Here is a 15,381-nt window from a genome sequence, read left to right as displayed (position 1 = left end):
AGAAAGAAAATGAGAAAGACTATTGATTCAAATAACTTTTTTTTCGTAAAATTTACCAATAATTAAAGATTTCATTTATTAAAAATAAAAAATAAAAAAAGCTTGACAAAAAACGACTCTACCAAAATCCACAACACTTGTGGATAACTATTCAAATATAAAAAAACAACGATATTCTTTCGGAAGTAATTATTGAATCACCTTCCTGAAAAAAACGAATTAAAAAAAAACCAGCACCAATTTAGATGCCAGTAATGAGCATACTTAGTTATATATAGCGAAATTAAGCTTTAAGAGCTTTTAAACGTTTAGCCAAACGCGAAACTTTTCGTGCAGCAGTATTTTTATGAAGAACCCCTTTAGAAACCGCGCGCATAATTTCAGGTTCAAAATTCTTAAACGCCACTTCAGCAAATTCTTTATCACCAAAAGCTAAAGCGTCATCCAACTTACGAATAAAAGTGCGCACACGCGAACGACGCGCTTTGTTGATCTGCGTACGTGCTGCGATCTTACGGACAGCCTTTTTGGCTGAAGGTGTATTCGCCATAAACATATCTTTCTTAACTGATCAGTACAAATAGCCTAAACTACGTCAATACTGAAACAAACAACTTCAAGCTATAAAAAGCTATTCACTACCTGCAAACTTATAACGTAACATTAAAGCTAACGTCAATTAAATTCTCAAAAATAAGTATAAAATTAATAAAGCATTTCCTCAATTTCTCATTTTTAAATATATATTCTCAATACGAATAAATTGAGTTAGTATTGTTTAAACTGCTAAATTACGTAAAACATATTGCAAAATACCACCATGATGTAAGTAATCCAGCTCATCTTCAGTATCAATACGACATAATAATGGTAATGTCTTCTCTGTTCCATCAATAAAAGTTATTGTAGCTGTTATCTTTTGACGAGGTTTTAAATCATTGATTCCTTCAATTGTTATTGTTTCATTTCCCTTCAATCCTAGCGATTGCCAACTTGTACCTACTTCAAAGACAAAGGGAACAATTCCCATACCAACGAGATTAGATCGATGAATACGCTCAAAAGATTGAGCAACTACTGCTTTTATACCAAGAAGATAGGCACCTTTAGCTGCCCAATCTCGAGATGATCCGTTACCATATTCAATACCAGCAAAAACAACAAGGGGAACTCCTTCTTGTTTATATGTCATTGCTGCATCATAAATGGATTCTTCCCTTTCTGACGGATAATGAACTGTATAACCTCCTTCACGGCCATTTTCCCCAAGAATAAAATTACGAATTCGGATATTAGCAAAGGTTCCACGCATCATAACTTCATGATTTCCACGACGCGTTCCATACTGATTAAAATCAGCGACTTTAACACCATGATCAATCAAATATTTTCCTGCAGGCGAATCGACCTTAATGGAACCAGCAGGAGAAATATGATCAGTCGTGATTTTATCACCAAATAAACCCAAAATTCTTGCATTTTTAATATCTGCTAACGCACCAGGAACTTTAAGCATATTATCGAAATAAGGTGGATTCCGCACATAAGTCGACTGATCATCCCAAGAGTAAGTAACTCCGGCTGGAGCCTGAACTTTCTGCCAATTTTCATCTCCCTTAAATACATCTGCATATTTCTCAACAAAAATCTCACGAGTAACATTTTGTTCGATAAATTCTTGTATTTCTTCAGAAGTTGGCCAAATATCTCTTAAGTAAACAGGTTGACCATCTGACCCTACACCAAGAGGCTCCTTTGTTAAATTTTTACGCACTGTCCCTGCTAGCGCATGCGCAACAACCAACGGAGGTGAAGCCAAATAGTTTGCTTGCACATCAGGTGATACACGTCCTTCAAAGTTACGATTACCTGAAAGAACTGCTGCAGTAATTAAACCATTATCGTTAATGACTTTAGAAATGGCTGGCGATAAAGGACCAGAATTCCCAATACATGTTGTACACCCAAATCCCACTAAATTAAATCCTAACACATCTAAATCTTTTTGAAGACCTGAATCAATAAGATAAGCTTCAACCACCTGCGATCCCGGTGCAAGAGAAGTTTTAACCCATGGTTTACTCCTGAGACCTTTTGCTACAGCATTACGTGCTAAAAGACCGGCAGCAATAAGAACGCTTGGATTTGATGTATTCGTACAAGAAGTAATTGCAGCAATGACTACATCCCCATGACCAATTTCATAATCCTTATTCTCAACCTTATAATAATCATTTTGATTAATGGTTTTCTTATAATCATCAACCAGTGCCTTCTCAAAACCTTGCCCGACATTTTCCAATGAAATACGCCCTTCTGGACGTTTTGGACCTGCCATAGAAGGTACAACACTCCCCATATCCAATTCAATTGTATCACTAAAGACAGGATCTTCAACTCTTTCATCATGCCACATTCCTTGTGCTTTAGAATAAGTTTCCACCAAAGCAATGCGACCTTCATCACGTCCTGTCATATTGAGATAACGCACTGTCTCTTTATCGATTGGAAAAAAACCACAAGTTGCGCCATATTCCGGTGCCATATTTGCAATCGTAGCGCGATCAGAAAGCGTCATATGTTTCAGTCCCGAACCAAAAAATTCAACAAATTTACCGACAACACCTTTTTTGCGTAACATTTGCGTAATTACGAGCACTAAATCAGTCGCTGTCACACCTTCTTTAAGTTTGCCCGTTAAACGAAAACCAATCACCTCAGGCAACAACATTGAAACTGGCTGTCCTAGCATTGCGGCTTCTGCTTCAATACCACCAACACCCCAACCTAAAACACCTAAACCATTAATCATGGTTGTATGCGAATCAGTTCCTACGCATGTGTCGGGGTAAACAGTTTGACAGCTTTCATCATCCTTCGTCCATACGCATTGTGCTAAATATTCTAGATTCACTTGATGACAAATTCCTGTGCCAGGAGGAACAACACGAAAATTTTTAAACGCTTGCTGTCCCCACTTTAAAAAACGATAACGCTCACTATTGCGTTCATATTCATATCCAACATTTTTCTTAAATGCCTCTGAATTACCAAAATCATCAACAATAATTGAGTGATCAATAACAAGATCAACAGGAATAAGTGGATTAATTTTTTCAGCGTTGCCTCCAAGCTTTTGCATGGCATCTCGCATAGCAGAAAGGTCAACAACTGCAGGAACACCTGTAAAATCTTGCATTAAAACGCGCGCAGGACGATAAGCAATTTCTACACCAGAACGCCCTTTATTATTTAACCATTCGGCGACATTCAAGATATCCTCTTTCTTGACTATGCGACCGTCTTCAAACCGCAACAAATTCTCAAGAAGAACTTTCATCGAAAATGGTAAATGAGAAACCGCTTCAAGTCCATTTTTTTCTGCTTCAATCAAGCTGTAATAAATGTATTCTTTACCATCAACACTTAAAATTCTGCGACAATTAAAACTATCAATTTGAGACATGACTGTTCACCCTTAAGTATTACAAACCAACCCATTTCTCAGAACGAACAATGCAAACTGCAGGTCAAGGTCACAGCTTGAATGCGGGTAAAACTATTTCCGCTATTCATTCCCCGCCCTTTTATCGGTAGATTCAGAGAATGGCTTTAAACCCATTCGAAGCCGACTGCTGGCGTAACACGTGCCTTATAGAACTATTTCTAGAACTATTCTAGGTACAATTTCATAAAAAACGTGTTTTTTTATTTTATTATGCAATAAAAACTAAAAAAATAATAGAATAACAGGTTATTATTATGGTGTTATCGGGTAAAAATCTAACGGTACATAGAAATGAAAAAACTTTATTTAAAGGTCTTTCCTTTTCCTTATCTACACAACAACTCATGACAATCACAGGCCCAAATGGTATTGGAAAATCTACATTATTGCGAATCATTGTCGGTCTTTTCAAAGCTACTGAAGGCGATTTAAAGTTAGAAGATAAGGGGAAAATATATCCTCTAGCAATCGCATGCCACTATCTCAACACTCAAAACGCCATGAAATCTTCCTTATCAGTTATTGATAATCTAAAATTTTGGGCTGAATTTTACGGACAACATTTCTACTATCCCCATGATGCTCTTGCAGATATTGGTCTTTCTGACCTCGCGCATTTACCCTTTAATATTCTATCAACTGGACAAAAAAGACGTGTAGCTATTGCTCGCCTTCTCCTCTCCTATCGCCCTATTTGGGTTCTAGACGAACCAATATCTGGACTTGATCACTATGCTCAAACGATTTTTGCTAAATTGTTTCAGCGTCATCTCAATCAAGGTGGGATGATTATTGCAGCAACTCATATTCCTCTTGGTCTAAAAGAACACCATGTTATTGCCTTAGAGCATTTTTATCCCCTTAGGAAAAAATAAAATGAAAGCATTATTTTGGCGCGACCTTAAATTAATTTTAGCATCACACACTTCTTTATTAACAGGGCCCTTGTTTTTCATTGCCATCATTATAATAACCCCCTTTGCCCTCGGGACAGATCCAGATACTCTCACACGAATAGGGCCAGGCATATTATGGCTAAGCGCTCTTCTAGCAGGACTACTCAATCTTAATAAACTTTTTCAAACCGACCGCGATGATGGAAATCTTGATCAACTTATTCTTTTTGGTCAAAGGAAAAGCTTAACATTCATTGTCTTTATCAAATGCCTTGCTCATTGGGCAGGAACTATGCTCCCCCTTATTTTTATCATCCCTATCGCAGCGTTTATGTTCCATTTAGATACTATAATAACTTTTACAACAATTCTAACCCTTGTATTTGGAACACCTGCTCTCATTTTCATTGGTGCAATTGGAGCAGCTTTAGCAACATCATTAGCGCATAACACAATGCTCATCTTTATTATTATTTTGCCATGGACAATTCCAATTATAATTTTTGGCGTTACAGCCGCCACAGCTCCAATAACATCAAAAATTTCTTTCCTTACTGCTTTAGCTTTTCTGTTCGCTTTTTCAATCTTTTTTGGTATTTTCAGTTCTTTCGTAACAGCTATAACACTCAAATACTTATCAGAATAACAAAAGATAATTGCTACAAAGCAAAAATCTGCCTATTATAAATTTATGAATGAATTATCGCAAAAAAAAACGAAGATTTCCCTCGAAAATCCAACCCGCTTTATGGAAATAAGTAGTGCTGCTTTACCTTGGTTAACCAGTATAACATTATTTCTTCTTATCTTAGGTCTTATTTTGGTTGTGTATTCTCCTAATGATTATCAACAGGGTATCACTGTCAAAATTATGTATATTCATGTTCCGTTTGCCTGGTTATCTACCTTTTGTTACATCATAATGAGTGCTGCCGCATTAGGAAGTCTAATCTGGAGCCATCGCCTTGCTGACATAGCACTAAAATGCGGCGCCCCTATTGGGACTATCTTTACAGCTTTAGCACTTATAACAGGAGCACTTTGGGGGCGTCCTACTTGGGGAACATGGTGGGTATGGGATGCCAGATTGACATCGGTTTTAATTTTGTTTTTTATTTATCTTGCCATTGTTACTCTTGCTTATTCTTTTGATAACCAAATCAAAGCTGCACACGCTACAGCAATTTTAACATTAGTTGGATTAGTCAATATTCCCATTATAAAATTTTCCGTCAATTGGTGGAATACACTCCATCAACCAGCATCACTTTTACGTGCAGGCGGTATGACCATTGATCGTACCATGTTATGGCCTCTCATAACGATGACGTTTTGTTTTACCTTCATGTTTATTGTATTACATTTAATGACTATGCAAAATGAAATCACCTATCGTCATATTAAAACACTTCAAATTAAAGCAGCCCATCATCAACACCAGGATTTTTCGCCATGCTCCAACTAAATGACACTCAAAATGAAGCTTTTGGAAATTTTGTCCAGCGAATTGATTTTTTTCTTGGAACTCTCCACCATGAGCAAATTGTTGCTTTAAGTTATATGCTCTCTGCAAGTGTTTTATTTTGTTTTATTGGATACATCCTTCGTAAAAGTGTGCGCCAGAAAAAAATTCTGAAACAACTTCAAACAAAAGACACAATTTGGAAAAAACAATATAATGAAAATCATTCCTCTCAGACCTAAAAAAAACATATCTTTGCCTGTCTTATTAAGCTTTTTGTGCCCATTTTTTCTTTTTCTCCTTCTGATTATATTTTTCTTTAAATCTATAGAAAACAAACATTCCCATAATATTTCTTTCATCTCAAACGCATTAGTTGGAAAATTCGCTCCTCAAACCCGGATTCCCTTGCTAAATAGTAAAGACTATTTTAATTCAGAGCAGCTTAAAGGACGCGTAACATTGATTAATTTTTGGGGATCCTGGTGCTTACCCTGTCGTGCAGAACACCCAATTCTTATAGAAATCGCAAAAGATAAGCGTTTTGATCTTATCGGAATTAATTATAAAGATAACCAAGATAATGCCCAACGTTTTTTAAACAATTTTGGCAACCCTTTTAAATTAATTGGTTTTGATGCTTTAGGTCTTACAGCTATTAATTGGGGCATATATGGACCACCAGAAACCTTTATCTTAAATAAAGATAGTATCATCATCGGAAAACATACTGGCCCTCTAACGTGGCAAATTTATCAGAAAGAAATCCTGCCAAAAATCGAAAAAGCTATAATTACAGATTACATTCATGTTAAAAGTAATTTAACCATAACAACTCATAACACATAAATAGGAAAATCGAAGTAAAATCGTGACTCACTCAATTTTTAATAACAAAATACACTACTGAAATGAGTGAAAAGATTACAGTGCAACAGTAAAAGATTAATAACTGTCTCAATTTATATTAACTGGTACTAATAAATATCTGAAAATAAAGTTTAAGTGAAAAATCAATATCTACTAGAAGTAGAAACTTATTCTTACCACACTTTATTTTTTAAGTTTAGTGTAAATAATAACTGTTTTCTCAACAAAATAATTGCTATAGGCTAAATTAATACTCAAAATATCAAAAGAGTTGACTATTTGTACATATCATACTCTTAATCTCCGTCTTTCTGATAATGGTTGAAACGCTATTTTAGCATGAAAATCACAATAAGGACTATTTTCGCTAGAATCAGCACCACAAAAATGAAAGCTCGATGATAGAGGATCCCCAACAGGCCATCTACATGTATTTTCATTTAATTGTAAAAGATTAAGATTACGTGACATAGGAATAACTACATTTGATTTTTCAGGTATGCTCGCTTCTGTCACATTCTCAATGACAGACTCTATTCTTAAATTTGTTACTTCAGAATCGCAAGAAGAACCATTATCTTGTAAAATCGATGATGTCGCACGACGCATCCGCGGCGCTGATGCATTAACACCTGTTAAAACTTTTTGTACACGTGACACTACTTGCGTTGTTTTACCCCGTCCTGATAATTTTAACCGATGTACCTTACCAATCACAGCATTTCTGCTGACTCCACCCAACTGAGCTGCAATTTGACTTGCACTCAAACCTTCACCCCAAAGCTTCTTAAGAAGTTCAACGCGCTCACATGTCCATCCCATACTAGAACTCCATTCCAATTATCTTACTGAAAAGTCTTAACTGCATCTTCAAATATCTTAATCATATTTGAACAGCTTAAAAACTCAACCTAACAAAATGCATAATACTTTACCCAAATCACGGAATTTATAAATAGAAACACAATTTCGCTTACTATAATATGCACTGACTCCATAACAAGAGTCATTATGTCTTGATCATGTTCTTTTAAAATATTTTCCCCAACTTGCAAACAAATCATAGAAAAAATTTTTATTTTAACTCTGATTTTTTTACCTAAACATATCTTTTCGAAACCTTAATTGATTTTTTATCAATTAGCACGATAGTTTATTATAATAAAGTAGATTATCAATGTGTTAATAAACACAGCATAACTTTCGTATGTCGTATTGCAGTATTTAAAATCAAGAGTTCATAATGAAGACTACCCTTCCACAATCACTTTACAACAATTTTTCTCGACGCAACTTGCATTTTACACAAGGAAAGGGTGTATGGCTTATATCTGATAAAGGAGAAAGTTATCTTGATTTTACATCTGGCATTGCTGTCAATGTTCTAGGATACACACACCCAAAGCTCGTTGATGCTATTAAAACACAAGCTGAAAAACTTTGGCACGTTTCTAATCTTTTTGAATCACCTGAACAAGAATCACTTGCTACGCGTCTTTGTGCCAATAGTTTTGCTGATAAAGTTTTTTTCTGTAATTCTGGTGCTGAAGCATTGGAATGCGCATTCAAAACTGCTCGCCGCTATCATTATACATCGGGTCAACCAACACGATTCGAAATCATTACTTTTGAAGGTGCATTTCATGGTCGTACACTTGCAACAATTGCTGCTAGCGGGCAAAAAAAATATCTTGAAGGTTTTGGCCCAAAAGTTTGTGGCTTTATTCAAGTGCCCTTTGATGATGAAAAAGCTTTACGTAATGCTATCAATAAAAACACTGCAGCTATCCTTATTGAACCGATTCAAGGAGAAGGAGGATTACGAACAGTCCCGTATGAAACTTTAAAACTGCTACGCAAATTATGTGATGAAAACCAACTATTATTGATTTTAGATGAAGTTCAAACCGGCATCGGACGCACAGGAAAACTTTTTGCATATGAATGGCATGATATCACACCTGATATCCTCACTCTTGCAAAGGGATTGGGTGGTGGTTTTCCATTAGGGGCTTGCCTTGCAACAGAAAAAGCGGCAAAAAGCATGACACCAGGAACGCACGGTACGACCTTTGGAGGCAATCTTCTTGGCATAGCTGTAAGCAATAATGTTCTTGATATTCTCTTAGAACCCGGTTTTCTTGATCATGTCCAACATATGAGTAGTAAGCTAAAACAAGGACTTCTAAATATTTTTAACACTTATCCTGATATTATCTGTGCAATTCAAGGTATAGGCCTTATGATGGGCATGCAATGTGTTATCCCTAAAAATGAGGTCATCACTGCATTGGATAACGAACGTATTTTAAGTGTTGGGGCTGGTCATAATATCGTTCGCTTATTGCCTCCCCTTATAATCACTGAAGAAGAAATGTATGAAGGTTTGCGTCGTATTGAAAAAGCAATTGCTCATCTTTCGCAAACAAACAAAAAAAGACAAGTATAATAATATGACAAATGCCCTTCGCCACTTTACCGACATATCTATTTTGACTCCACAACAAGCACGCGCTCTTATCGATTACGCAAAAATACTTAAAACCGCCTTTAAAGCAGGGGAAAGTTCAAAACCTTTTGCTGGTAAAACACTAGCAATGATTTTTGAAAAACCCTCTACACGAACCCGAGTTTCATTTGATCTTGGCATGCGTCAACTTGGTGGAGAAACAATCATGTTAACGGGATCTGAAATGCAGCTTGGTAATAGTGAAACAATCGCTGATACAGCGCGCGTATTATCACGTTTTGTAGAGATTATAATACTACGGACTACAGCACATCATCGGATGCTCGAATTGGCACAATATGCGCAAATTCCTATCATTAATGCTCTTACAGACGACACACATCCTTGCCAAATTTTAGCAGATATCCTTACCTATGAAGAACACCGTGGACCTATTGTTGGAAAAACCTTTGCTTGGATGGGAGACGGCAATAATGTTCTTCATTCCTTAATCGAAGCAACAGCTATTTTTAATTTTCATCTGCACATTGCTACCCCACAAGGAAGTGAACCCCAAGAAAAATATGTAAACTGGGCACGGGAACGAGGAGCACATATTATGCTTACCCAAAATCCTCAAAAAGCCGCTGAGAATGTCGATTGTATTATCACCGACACATGGGTCTCTATGGGACAAGAATTTCGTGCGCGTGGTCGTTCTATTTTTCAACCTTATCAAGTCAATGAAGCTTTAATGGCATATGCTAAACCTGATGCTCTTTTCATGCATTGCCTGCCCGCCCATCGTGGTGAAGAAGTTGTAGATGCGGTAATCGATGGACCAAATTCTGTCGTTTTTGATGAAGCTGAAAATCGCCTACATGCCCAAAAAGCAATCCTTTCCTGGTGTTTACAAGATGCATTCTTCTTAATCTGATAATTTATGACACAAACTATCAAAAAGCAGGAAATATGAACAAAGAATCTAAAGATCAAATCTATTTAAATAATTTTTATCAAAATAGAGATGATACCGTTGTTCCCTTTCAAGTTGAAGAACTTGATATTCGTGGACGCGCTGTAAAACTTGGAGAAAGCTTAAATTCCATTCTCACAAGGCATCAATATCCTGATCCCGTTTCTCATCTCCTAGCAGAGGCTTTAGTCGTAACTGTTTTACTTGGAACATCATTGAAATTTGAGGGAAAATTTATTTTACAAACTCATTCTGATGGACCAGTTAATATGTTGGTATGTGACTTTGTTCCTCCCTCCAATTTGCGTGGTTATGCCCGTTTTGATAAAGAAAGATTAAAACAGGCCACAGCTAATGATCAAACATCTTCAGAAATTCTTCTTGGAAAAGGAACTTTAGCTTTCACTATTGACCAAGGCCCCTATACACAGCGCTATCAAGGAATAGTTGCCTTAGATGGATCAAATTTTCAAGAAGTTTCCCGTACCTATTTTAATCAATCAGAACAAATTCCTACTGATCTCCGTTTGGCAGTTTCCATGTTAATTAACCTTGATCAAAAGGGAAAAATACAAAAAAGCTGGCGGGCAGGAGGATTTTTGACTCAGCTCTTACCCCAGGCCTCTCCTGATCATGTACCATATCAAACAAATACAAAATCAGAGAAAACCAAAACCTGTATCCAACTCGAAAACCAATGGCAAGAAGTTAAAGCTCTCACTGCAACTATTGACAGTACAGAACTTACAGATCCTCAGGTTAGCACTGAACGATTACTTTTCCGCCTTTTTCATGAAAAAGATGTAAAAGTTTTTCAAACCTCTTCTATTATAGATCAGTGTTCTTGCTCACGAAAAAAAATCAAACAAATATTAAAAAATTTTTCTGTTGAAGAACGCACTCAAACAATAGAAAACCAACAAACTTCTGTCACATGTGAATTTTGCTCAACGATTTACCATTTCAAACCAGAAGAACTTTTTGAAGTAAAAGCATAAACAATTATTCCTTATTACTGTAACAGAAAAGCTTTTCTTTCCATAAAAAAATTATGCTAAAAATTTACAAATTTATTATCAATTTTATTGCACATAACATATTCATCTATTTGTTATTTTTTTATTTTGGAAACTTTTATTAATGCCAAGGTATAAGATACTAAAAATTACATTATAATTTATTATAAAATTTGAAAACTTTTTTCGTAAAACTTCTTCACAAATATATGAATGATATGCTATAAGATACAAAATGAGTTTTTTATCATGGGAATATTAAAATGAGGTAATAAATTTATCAGAGATTTGAAATCGATTAAATAGCTTTCTCAATCTATTTCTAAGTTTGCAAATTTTAAAATATAGGTCATAAAAATCTGCAATGCAAAAGAGGTGAAAATTTTTTAAAAGTTAGTTAAAAACTAAGAATTATTCAGAACCATAAAGTCTTTAAAAGCTGAGGTGAGATTAGGAGTATTAAACAGACCAATACCACTACACATAAGCATTAGAAGTACTTGAACAAACAATATAAATATCCTTTAACGTGTCAAAAAATATACGGAAAGATACTTTGAAAATATATTAAAAACTTCTTTTTAATTTAATAATGATCTTTATAGTTTATAATTTGTGGATAATCACTTTCTGTATTTCATAACATCAAGCGTTAAATACTCAATGATCATCATTATAAGAATCATCTAAAAGTGCATTAATTACATCAGTAAATCAAGCAAAGAAAATTAGAAAATATTAAATAATGCAGATAAATCGGTAAACAGTTTCGAACACTCAGAGTGCACCATTTGAAAGTGGTAAGGATGGTTGCTAATTCAAAATTTGAGAGAGGGCATTATCTGCTATAAGAATTTAATATGTCTAGGAATGAAATTACATTATTTAAGAGGTTATTATGAATGAAGAAAAAATAAGCTTAATCTATGACTATAACTATCCAAATAGTGGCACATTGAAAAATAAATGGAACATTAAAAATTCTGAAAAACTTCAGCTGGTATATGAACATCACGCAGCATGCGCAGCCGCTAAGCTGTACCAAGAGCCTCTACCACAAAAATTTGATTCCAATTATTTAAAATATATTCATAAATCTTTGTTTGGAAAGGCGTTTGAATGGGCTGGACATACTCGTGATATTCCATTTACATTTTCGGATGGAACAATTGTTGCCCAACCAAAACTGAAAAAAGTGCTTTCGAATACTTTCTTTGCAATTGGTAACAAAATTCAGGAAGATTTAAAAGAAATCGAAAAGACACTTGCCGAGAAGAACAACTTAAAAGGCTTATCGCGCGAAGAATTTCTCAATGAAATAACACAAATATTTGCCTCTCTTAGCTATATACGTCCTTTCAAAAAAGGTAATAACTTAACGCAACAGATATTTTGTGAAAGGCTCGCTGAAGCTGCAGGCTATCAACTTGATTTTAAAAGTGTGACAGAAGACTGTATGTTGGACGTTTGTGTTAGTGCAATGCCAGATAAAGATTTAAAGCCTATGCGGTCTATGTTCGAAAAGATCTGCGAGTGCAAAAAAATGCGTAAGACTCGAGGCTATTGTATATAATCAAAACCAAAACGTAATTTATACATGCATTAACGGGCTCTATATTCCTTTTCCTTTATAGAAAACGGCGTAACTGAATATAAAGGGCACCACTACCTCCATGTCTATGAACTGCTTGCTCAAAAGCGTGAACATAACATTGAAAAATAGGTGTTGATAACCAATAAGGGACAAACTGACATAAAACGCCATCACTTCCGTGCGAACGACCTTTTCCTGTTATCACGAGAACATAACGCAATCCGCGTTGGTGAGATGATTGTAAGAATTCTTTTAAACAACGATATGCTTCATCTTGTATCAAACCATGAAGATCGATACGTGCTTCTATACGATAGAGACCTTTTGCAATTTTACGATGCACTGTACGATCGAAACACCGCATTTTCTCTGCTTTCATTATTCCTTTCTCTTGCCCTTTAACTACTGTTGTCTTTTGCTTCTGTGGACTTTCCTGAGAAGATGAGAGAACTTGTATGGCTTGTAGTTTTGTATTTTCAACATTTTCCCGCATAAGACGGTTAAATCGATCATAAAGCGGCACTGCCGTACGACAGACGCGCTCCCATAAAAAATAGTCTTGTAGAATCAGTGGATTTTTTTTTCCTTTATCTTTAACCATTAAACTCTTTAATCTCATATAATCTTATGAAAAATTCTTCATAAACCAAAAATAATTTTAATTTTCATCTTCCGTTGCAAAAAGTTTCCAATTTGGGCTTTGGGACGTAGTATTACGAACAAAAGTCCAGATATCTCTAATTTCTATAATAGCTTCAGGATTACCATCTATGCATTCCTCTTGTTCATTATAAGTTGCAGAAATCATTTCACTAACAATACGTACTGTCAAAAACGCTTCTTTTTTCTGCATCTCTGCTGCAATAAATTCAATCCTATTAATCCCCACAAAAGTAAATTGAATTCTTTCATTATTTTTTTCACGTTGCTCAATAGCCGCACAAAAACTCTCAAAAACATCAGATGAAAGGTGTTCTTTAAGCTTAACACGATCACCTTGCGCAAAAGCTGTCATAATCATTTCGTAAACAATTTGAACACCATTCATAAAAAATCGAGGAGAAAAAGAAGGATCAAACTGACGAATAGTACGCAAACTAACATTCAGTTCACTTCCTTCTGGTGCAATAGCATCAATTTCGCTAAAATCACTCTTTTGTGAAGAAGACTGATCAGGCAAAGAAACAATATTATCGGTTGTTTCTACTTCGATCTGCTTTTTAGGATAACCGGAATAAGAATCAAAAGGAGGCTTTTCAAAACCAATCCGTTTTCCCAATACATTCCGCAGTTGCACAAAAACAACAACTACGACAATAAGAGCTATTATCAGTACAACGTCAAATTCCATGAGTGCTGTCAATCTCCCAGCCTTAAATGATTATCATTGCAGTCAATATCATTTATCAATAAACATGTAAAATAAGTAAATCTATTATTTAATAATCTTTATGACTCCCCAATTTAAATTGAGAAAACAATAATATAATTTTCTCAACAAAAAACTGAGAAGGATACCTTCATTTGACAAAATTTTATCATATAAAGTCTCGATTTTTTTTAATTATAGTCCTCAGCGCTCTCTTTTTTGAAATCGCGGGCTTTATTATTGTTGGAAAAGAAATTGGAATTTTAGCAACTTTGAGTTTAATTCTTTTAACAATGATAAGTGGAATTGTTTTGTTGCGTATTAAAGGTATAAGTCTTATAAAAAATATACAAAATAAACTCATTCAAAGACATATACTAGAATATTACATAGCCAATGATGCGCTTACTGTTCTTGGTGCAGTTCTGCTTATTCTTCCTGGTTTTATAAGCGATATTTGTGGAATATTACTTCTTATAAAACCAGTTCGTACTTTTAGTTGGAATCTTTTTTTATCCCTTATCAATAAAACAAATTCTAACACACAAAATGAATCTGAAAAAATAATTGAACTTAACGCGGAGGATTATCAGAGCTATAATACCGAAAAATCTCCCTGGTACAAAAATAATGATAATCACTAAAATATAAAAAAATAAATAAAGATAAAGAGAGCATTTCTTGCAACCCTTTGCAAGTCATGATAACTTATTTTAAACTTACGATAGAAATATGTGTATTATAATGAAAGGTTTTTAGTATGGCCGAAGGTGAAATGCATAATAATAGTGGAGAACCGGTGTTTGCTGTTTTGACCCAATATTTAAAAGATTTTTCATTTGAAAATCCGAATGCACCTCGTTCACTGCGCCCACGAGAAAAAGCGCCACAAATTGATGTTAACATTAATGTCAACGCCAATCCAATTGGTGATGACAATTATGATGTCATATTATCCCTTTCAGTTAAAACTAAAGATGATACTGAAATGTTATTTCATGTAGAGTTGATTTATGGTGGTATTTTCCATATTAAAAATATTCCACAAGAACATGTAATGCCGCTTGTTTTTATTGAATGTCCGCGTCTTTTGTTTCCTTTTGCTCGGCAAATTATATCTGATGCTACACAAAATGGTGGTTTTCCACCCTTGTGGATTGATCCAATTGATTTTGCAACTATGTTCCAAAAACGTGTCGCCGAAGAACAAAAAAATAATCAAACACAACCATCTTAAAAAT

At 35.0% G+C, this 15,381-nt stretch carries 16 protein-coding genes; 11 read left to right on the top strand and 5 right to left on the bottom strand.

Annotation, left to right across the window (positions count from 1 at the left end; all coding sequences use genetic code 11):
• Positions 1–283: 283 nt before the first annotated feature.
• On the bottom strand, positions 284–550 hold the full coding sequence (gene rpsT, locus T420_RS0100645) for a 30S ribosomal protein S20 (RefSeq protein WP_013544481.1): 267 nt from the start codon (positions 548–550) through the stop codon (positions 284–286).
• A gap of 228 nt (positions 551–778) precedes the next feature.
• On the bottom strand, positions 779–3,466 hold the full coding sequence (gene acnA / locus T420_RS0100640) for an aconitate hydratase AcnA (protein ID WP_013544480.1): 2,688 nt from the start codon (positions 3,464–3,466) through the stop codon (positions 779–781).
• Between the two features lie 296 nt (positions 3,467–3,762).
• On the opposite strand from acnA, the gene ccmA reads away from it, so the two are divergent.
• The 5 genes from ccmA to T420_RS06785 are packed head-to-tail and all read left to right on the top strand — an operon-like array spanning position 3,763 to position 6,715.
• Positions 3,763–4,383 (top strand): heme ABC exporter ATP-binding protein CcmA, encoded by a 621-nt coding sequence (gene ccmA / locus T420_RS0100635; RefSeq protein WP_013544479.1) that lies wholly within the window; start codon positions 3,763–3,765, stop codon positions 4,381–4,383.
• 1 nt (position 4,384) lies between these two features.
• The gene (gene ccmB / locus T420_RS0100630; protein WP_013544478.1) at positions 4,385–5,050 is read left to right on the top strand and encodes a heme exporter protein CcmB; all 666 of its coding nucleotides are present in this window, start codon (positions 4,385–4,387) and stop codon (positions 5,048–5,050) included.
• 45 nt (positions 5,051–5,095) lie between these two features.
• The gene (locus T420_RS0100625) at positions 5,096–5,869 is read left to right on the top strand and encodes a heme ABC transporter permease (protein ID WP_013544477.1); all 774 of its coding nucleotides are present in this window, start codon (positions 5,096–5,098) and stop codon (positions 5,867–5,869) included.
• Positions 5,857–6,108 (top strand): heme exporter protein CcmD, encoded by a 252-nt coding sequence (locus tag T420_RS0100620; protein WP_013544476.1) that lies wholly within the window; start codon positions 5,857–5,859, stop codon positions 6,106–6,108. The genes T420_RS0100625 and T420_RS0100620 overlap by 13 nt, the downstream gene beginning before the upstream one ends.
• On the top strand, positions 6,083–6,715 hold the full coding sequence (locus T420_RS06785; RefSeq protein WP_049785178.1) for a DsbE family thiol:disulfide interchange protein: 633 nt from the start codon (positions 6,083–6,085) through the stop codon (positions 6,713–6,715). Before T420_RS0100620 ends, T420_RS06785 begins: the two co-directional genes overlap by 26 nt.
• Before the next feature lie 309 nt (positions 6,716–7,024).
• Here T420_RS06785 and T420_RS0100610 read toward each other — a convergent pair whose 3' ends face one another.
• Positions 7,025–7,558 (bottom strand): GcrA family cell cycle regulator, encoded by a 534-nt coding sequence (locus T420_RS0100610; RefSeq protein WP_013544474.1) that lies wholly within the window; start codon positions 7,556–7,558, stop codon positions 7,025–7,027.
• 421 nt (positions 7,559–7,979) lie between these two features.
• Here T420_RS0100610 and T420_RS0100605 point away from each other — a divergent pair, with 421 nt between their 5' ends.
• The 4 genes from T420_RS0100605 (at position 7,980) to T420_RS0100590 (ending at position 12,750) form a co-directional block, all read left to right on the top strand.
• Positions 7,980–9,185 carry an aspartate aminotransferase family protein gene (locus T420_RS0100605; RefSeq protein ID WP_013544472.1) on the top strand — a complete coding sequence of 402 codons (1,206 nt, stop codon included), beginning with the start codon at positions 7,980–7,982 and terminating at the stop codon, positions 9,183–9,185.
• 4 nt (positions 9,186–9,189) lie between these two features.
• Positions 9,190–10,122 (top strand): ornithine carbamoyltransferase, encoded by a 933-nt coding sequence (gene argF, locus T420_RS0100600; protein ID WP_013544471.1) that lies wholly within the window; start codon positions 9,190–9,192, stop codon positions 10,120–10,122.
• Positions 10,123–10,157: 35 nt separating this feature from the next.
• A complete protein-coding gene (locus tag T420_RS0100595) occupies positions 10,158–11,159 on the top strand; it encodes an Hsp33 family molecular chaperone (RefSeq protein WP_013544470.1) in 1,002 nt (333 codons plus the stop codon).
• 916 nt (positions 11,160–12,075) lie between these two features.
• The gene (locus T420_RS0100590; protein ID WP_026501053.1) at positions 12,076–12,750 is read left to right on the top strand and encodes a Fic/DOC family protein; all 675 of its coding nucleotides are present in this window, start codon (positions 12,076–12,078) and stop codon (positions 12,748–12,750) included.
• 55 nt (positions 12,751–12,805) lie between these two features.
• Here T420_RS0100590 and T420_RS0100585 read toward each other — a convergent pair whose 3' ends face one another.
• Together T420_RS0100585 and T420_RS0100580 are read right to left on the bottom strand one after the other, a co-directional pair.
• Positions 12,806–13,372, bottom strand: coding sequence for a Smr/MutS family protein (locus tag T420_RS0100585; RefSeq protein WP_013544469.1), 567 nt, complete (start codon positions 13,370–13,372; stop codon positions 12,806–12,808).
• Positions 13,373–13,429: 57 nt separating this feature from the next.
• Positions 13,430–14,122, bottom strand: coding sequence for a Tim44/TimA family putative adaptor protein (locus T420_RS0100580; RefSeq protein WP_013544468.1), 693 nt, complete (start codon positions 14,120–14,122; stop codon positions 13,430–13,432).
• 173 nt (positions 14,123–14,295) lie between these two features.
• Here T420_RS0100580 and T420_RS0100575 point away from each other — a divergent pair, with 173 nt between their 5' ends.
• Positions 14,296–14,784 (top strand): FxsA family protein, encoded by a 489-nt coding sequence (locus T420_RS0100575; RefSeq protein ID WP_013544467.1) that lies wholly within the window; start codon positions 14,296–14,298, stop codon positions 14,782–14,784.
• A gap of 116 nt (positions 14,785–14,900) precedes the next feature.
• Positions 14,901–15,377: a protein-export chaperone SecB gene (gene secB / locus T420_RS0100570; protein ID WP_013544466.1), complete on the top strand. Its 477-nt coding sequence runs from the start codon at positions 14,901–14,903 to the stop codon at positions 15,375–15,377.
• Positions 15,378–15,381 lie beyond the last annotated feature (4 nt).

This window comes from Bartonella clarridgeiae ATCC 51734 (assembly GCF_000518185.1).
GTDB classification, from domain to species: Bacteria; Pseudomonadota; Alphaproteobacteria; order Rhizobiales; family Rhizobiaceae; genus Bartonella; species Bartonella clarridgeiae.
The sequence above is the reverse complement of the archived record's forward strand: the minus strand, read 5'-3'. Positions and strand labels throughout refer to the sequence as shown.

What these genes read in the sequence shown, in the direction of transcription:
- T420_RS0100625 (WP_013544477.1), top strand. Translation starts at nt 5,096, where the DNA reads ATGAATGAATTATCGCAAAAAAAAACGAAGATTTCCCTCGAAAATCCA.
- T420_RS0100605 (WP_013544472.1), top strand. Translation starts at nt 7,980, where the DNA reads ATGAAGACTACCCTTCCACAATCACTTTACAACAATTTTTCTCGACGC.
- T420_RS0100580 (WP_013544468.1), bottom strand. Translation starts at nt 14,122, where the DNA reads ATGGAATTTGACGTTGTACTGATAATAGCTCTTATTGTCGTAGTTGTT.
- acnA (WP_013544480.1), bottom strand. Translation starts at nt 3,466, where the DNA reads ATGTCTCAAATTGATAGTTTTAATTGTCGCAGAATTTTAAGTGTTGAT.
- ccmB (WP_013544478.1), top strand. Translation starts at nt 4,385, where the DNA reads ATGAAAGCATTATTTTGGCGCGACCTTAAATTAATTTTAGCATCACAC.
- ccmA (WP_013544479.1), top strand. Translation starts at nt 3,763, where the DNA reads ATGGTGTTATCGGGTAAAAATCTAACGGTACATAGAAATGAAAAAACT.
- rpsT (WP_013544481.1), bottom strand. Translation starts at nt 550, where the DNA reads ATGGCGAATACACCTTCAGCCAAAAAGGCTGTCCGTAAGATCGCAGCA.
- argF (WP_013544471.1), top strand. Translation starts at nt 9,190, where the DNA reads ATGACAAATGCCCTTCGCCACTTTACCGACATATCTATTTTGACTCCA.
- T420_RS0100595 (WP_013544470.1), top strand. Translation starts at nt 10,158, where the DNA reads ATGAACAAAGAATCTAAAGATCAAATCTATTTAAATAATTTTTATCAA.
- T420_RS0100620 (WP_013544476.1), top strand. Translation starts at nt 5,857, where the DNA reads ATGCTCCAACTAAATGACACTCAAAATGAAGCTTTTGGAAATTTTGTC.
- T420_RS0100590 (WP_026501053.1), top strand. Translation starts at nt 12,076, where the DNA reads ATGAATGAAGAAAAAATAAGCTTAATCTATGACTATAACTATCCAAAT.
- secB (WP_013544466.1), top strand. Translation starts at nt 14,901, where the DNA reads ATGGCCGAAGGTGAAATGCATAATAATAGTGGAGAACCGGTGTTTGCT.
- T420_RS0100585 (WP_013544469.1), bottom strand. Translation starts at nt 13,372, where the DNA reads ATGGTTAAAGATAAAGGAAAAAAAAATCCACTGATTCTACAAGACTAT.
- T420_RS06785 (WP_049785178.1), top strand. Translation starts at nt 6,083, where the DNA reads ATGAAAATCATTCCTCTCAGACCTAAAAAAAACATATCTTTGCCTGTC.
- T420_RS0100610 (WP_013544474.1), bottom strand. Translation starts at nt 7,558, where the DNA reads ATGGGATGGACATGTGAGCGCGTTGAACTTCTTAAGAAGCTTTGGGGT.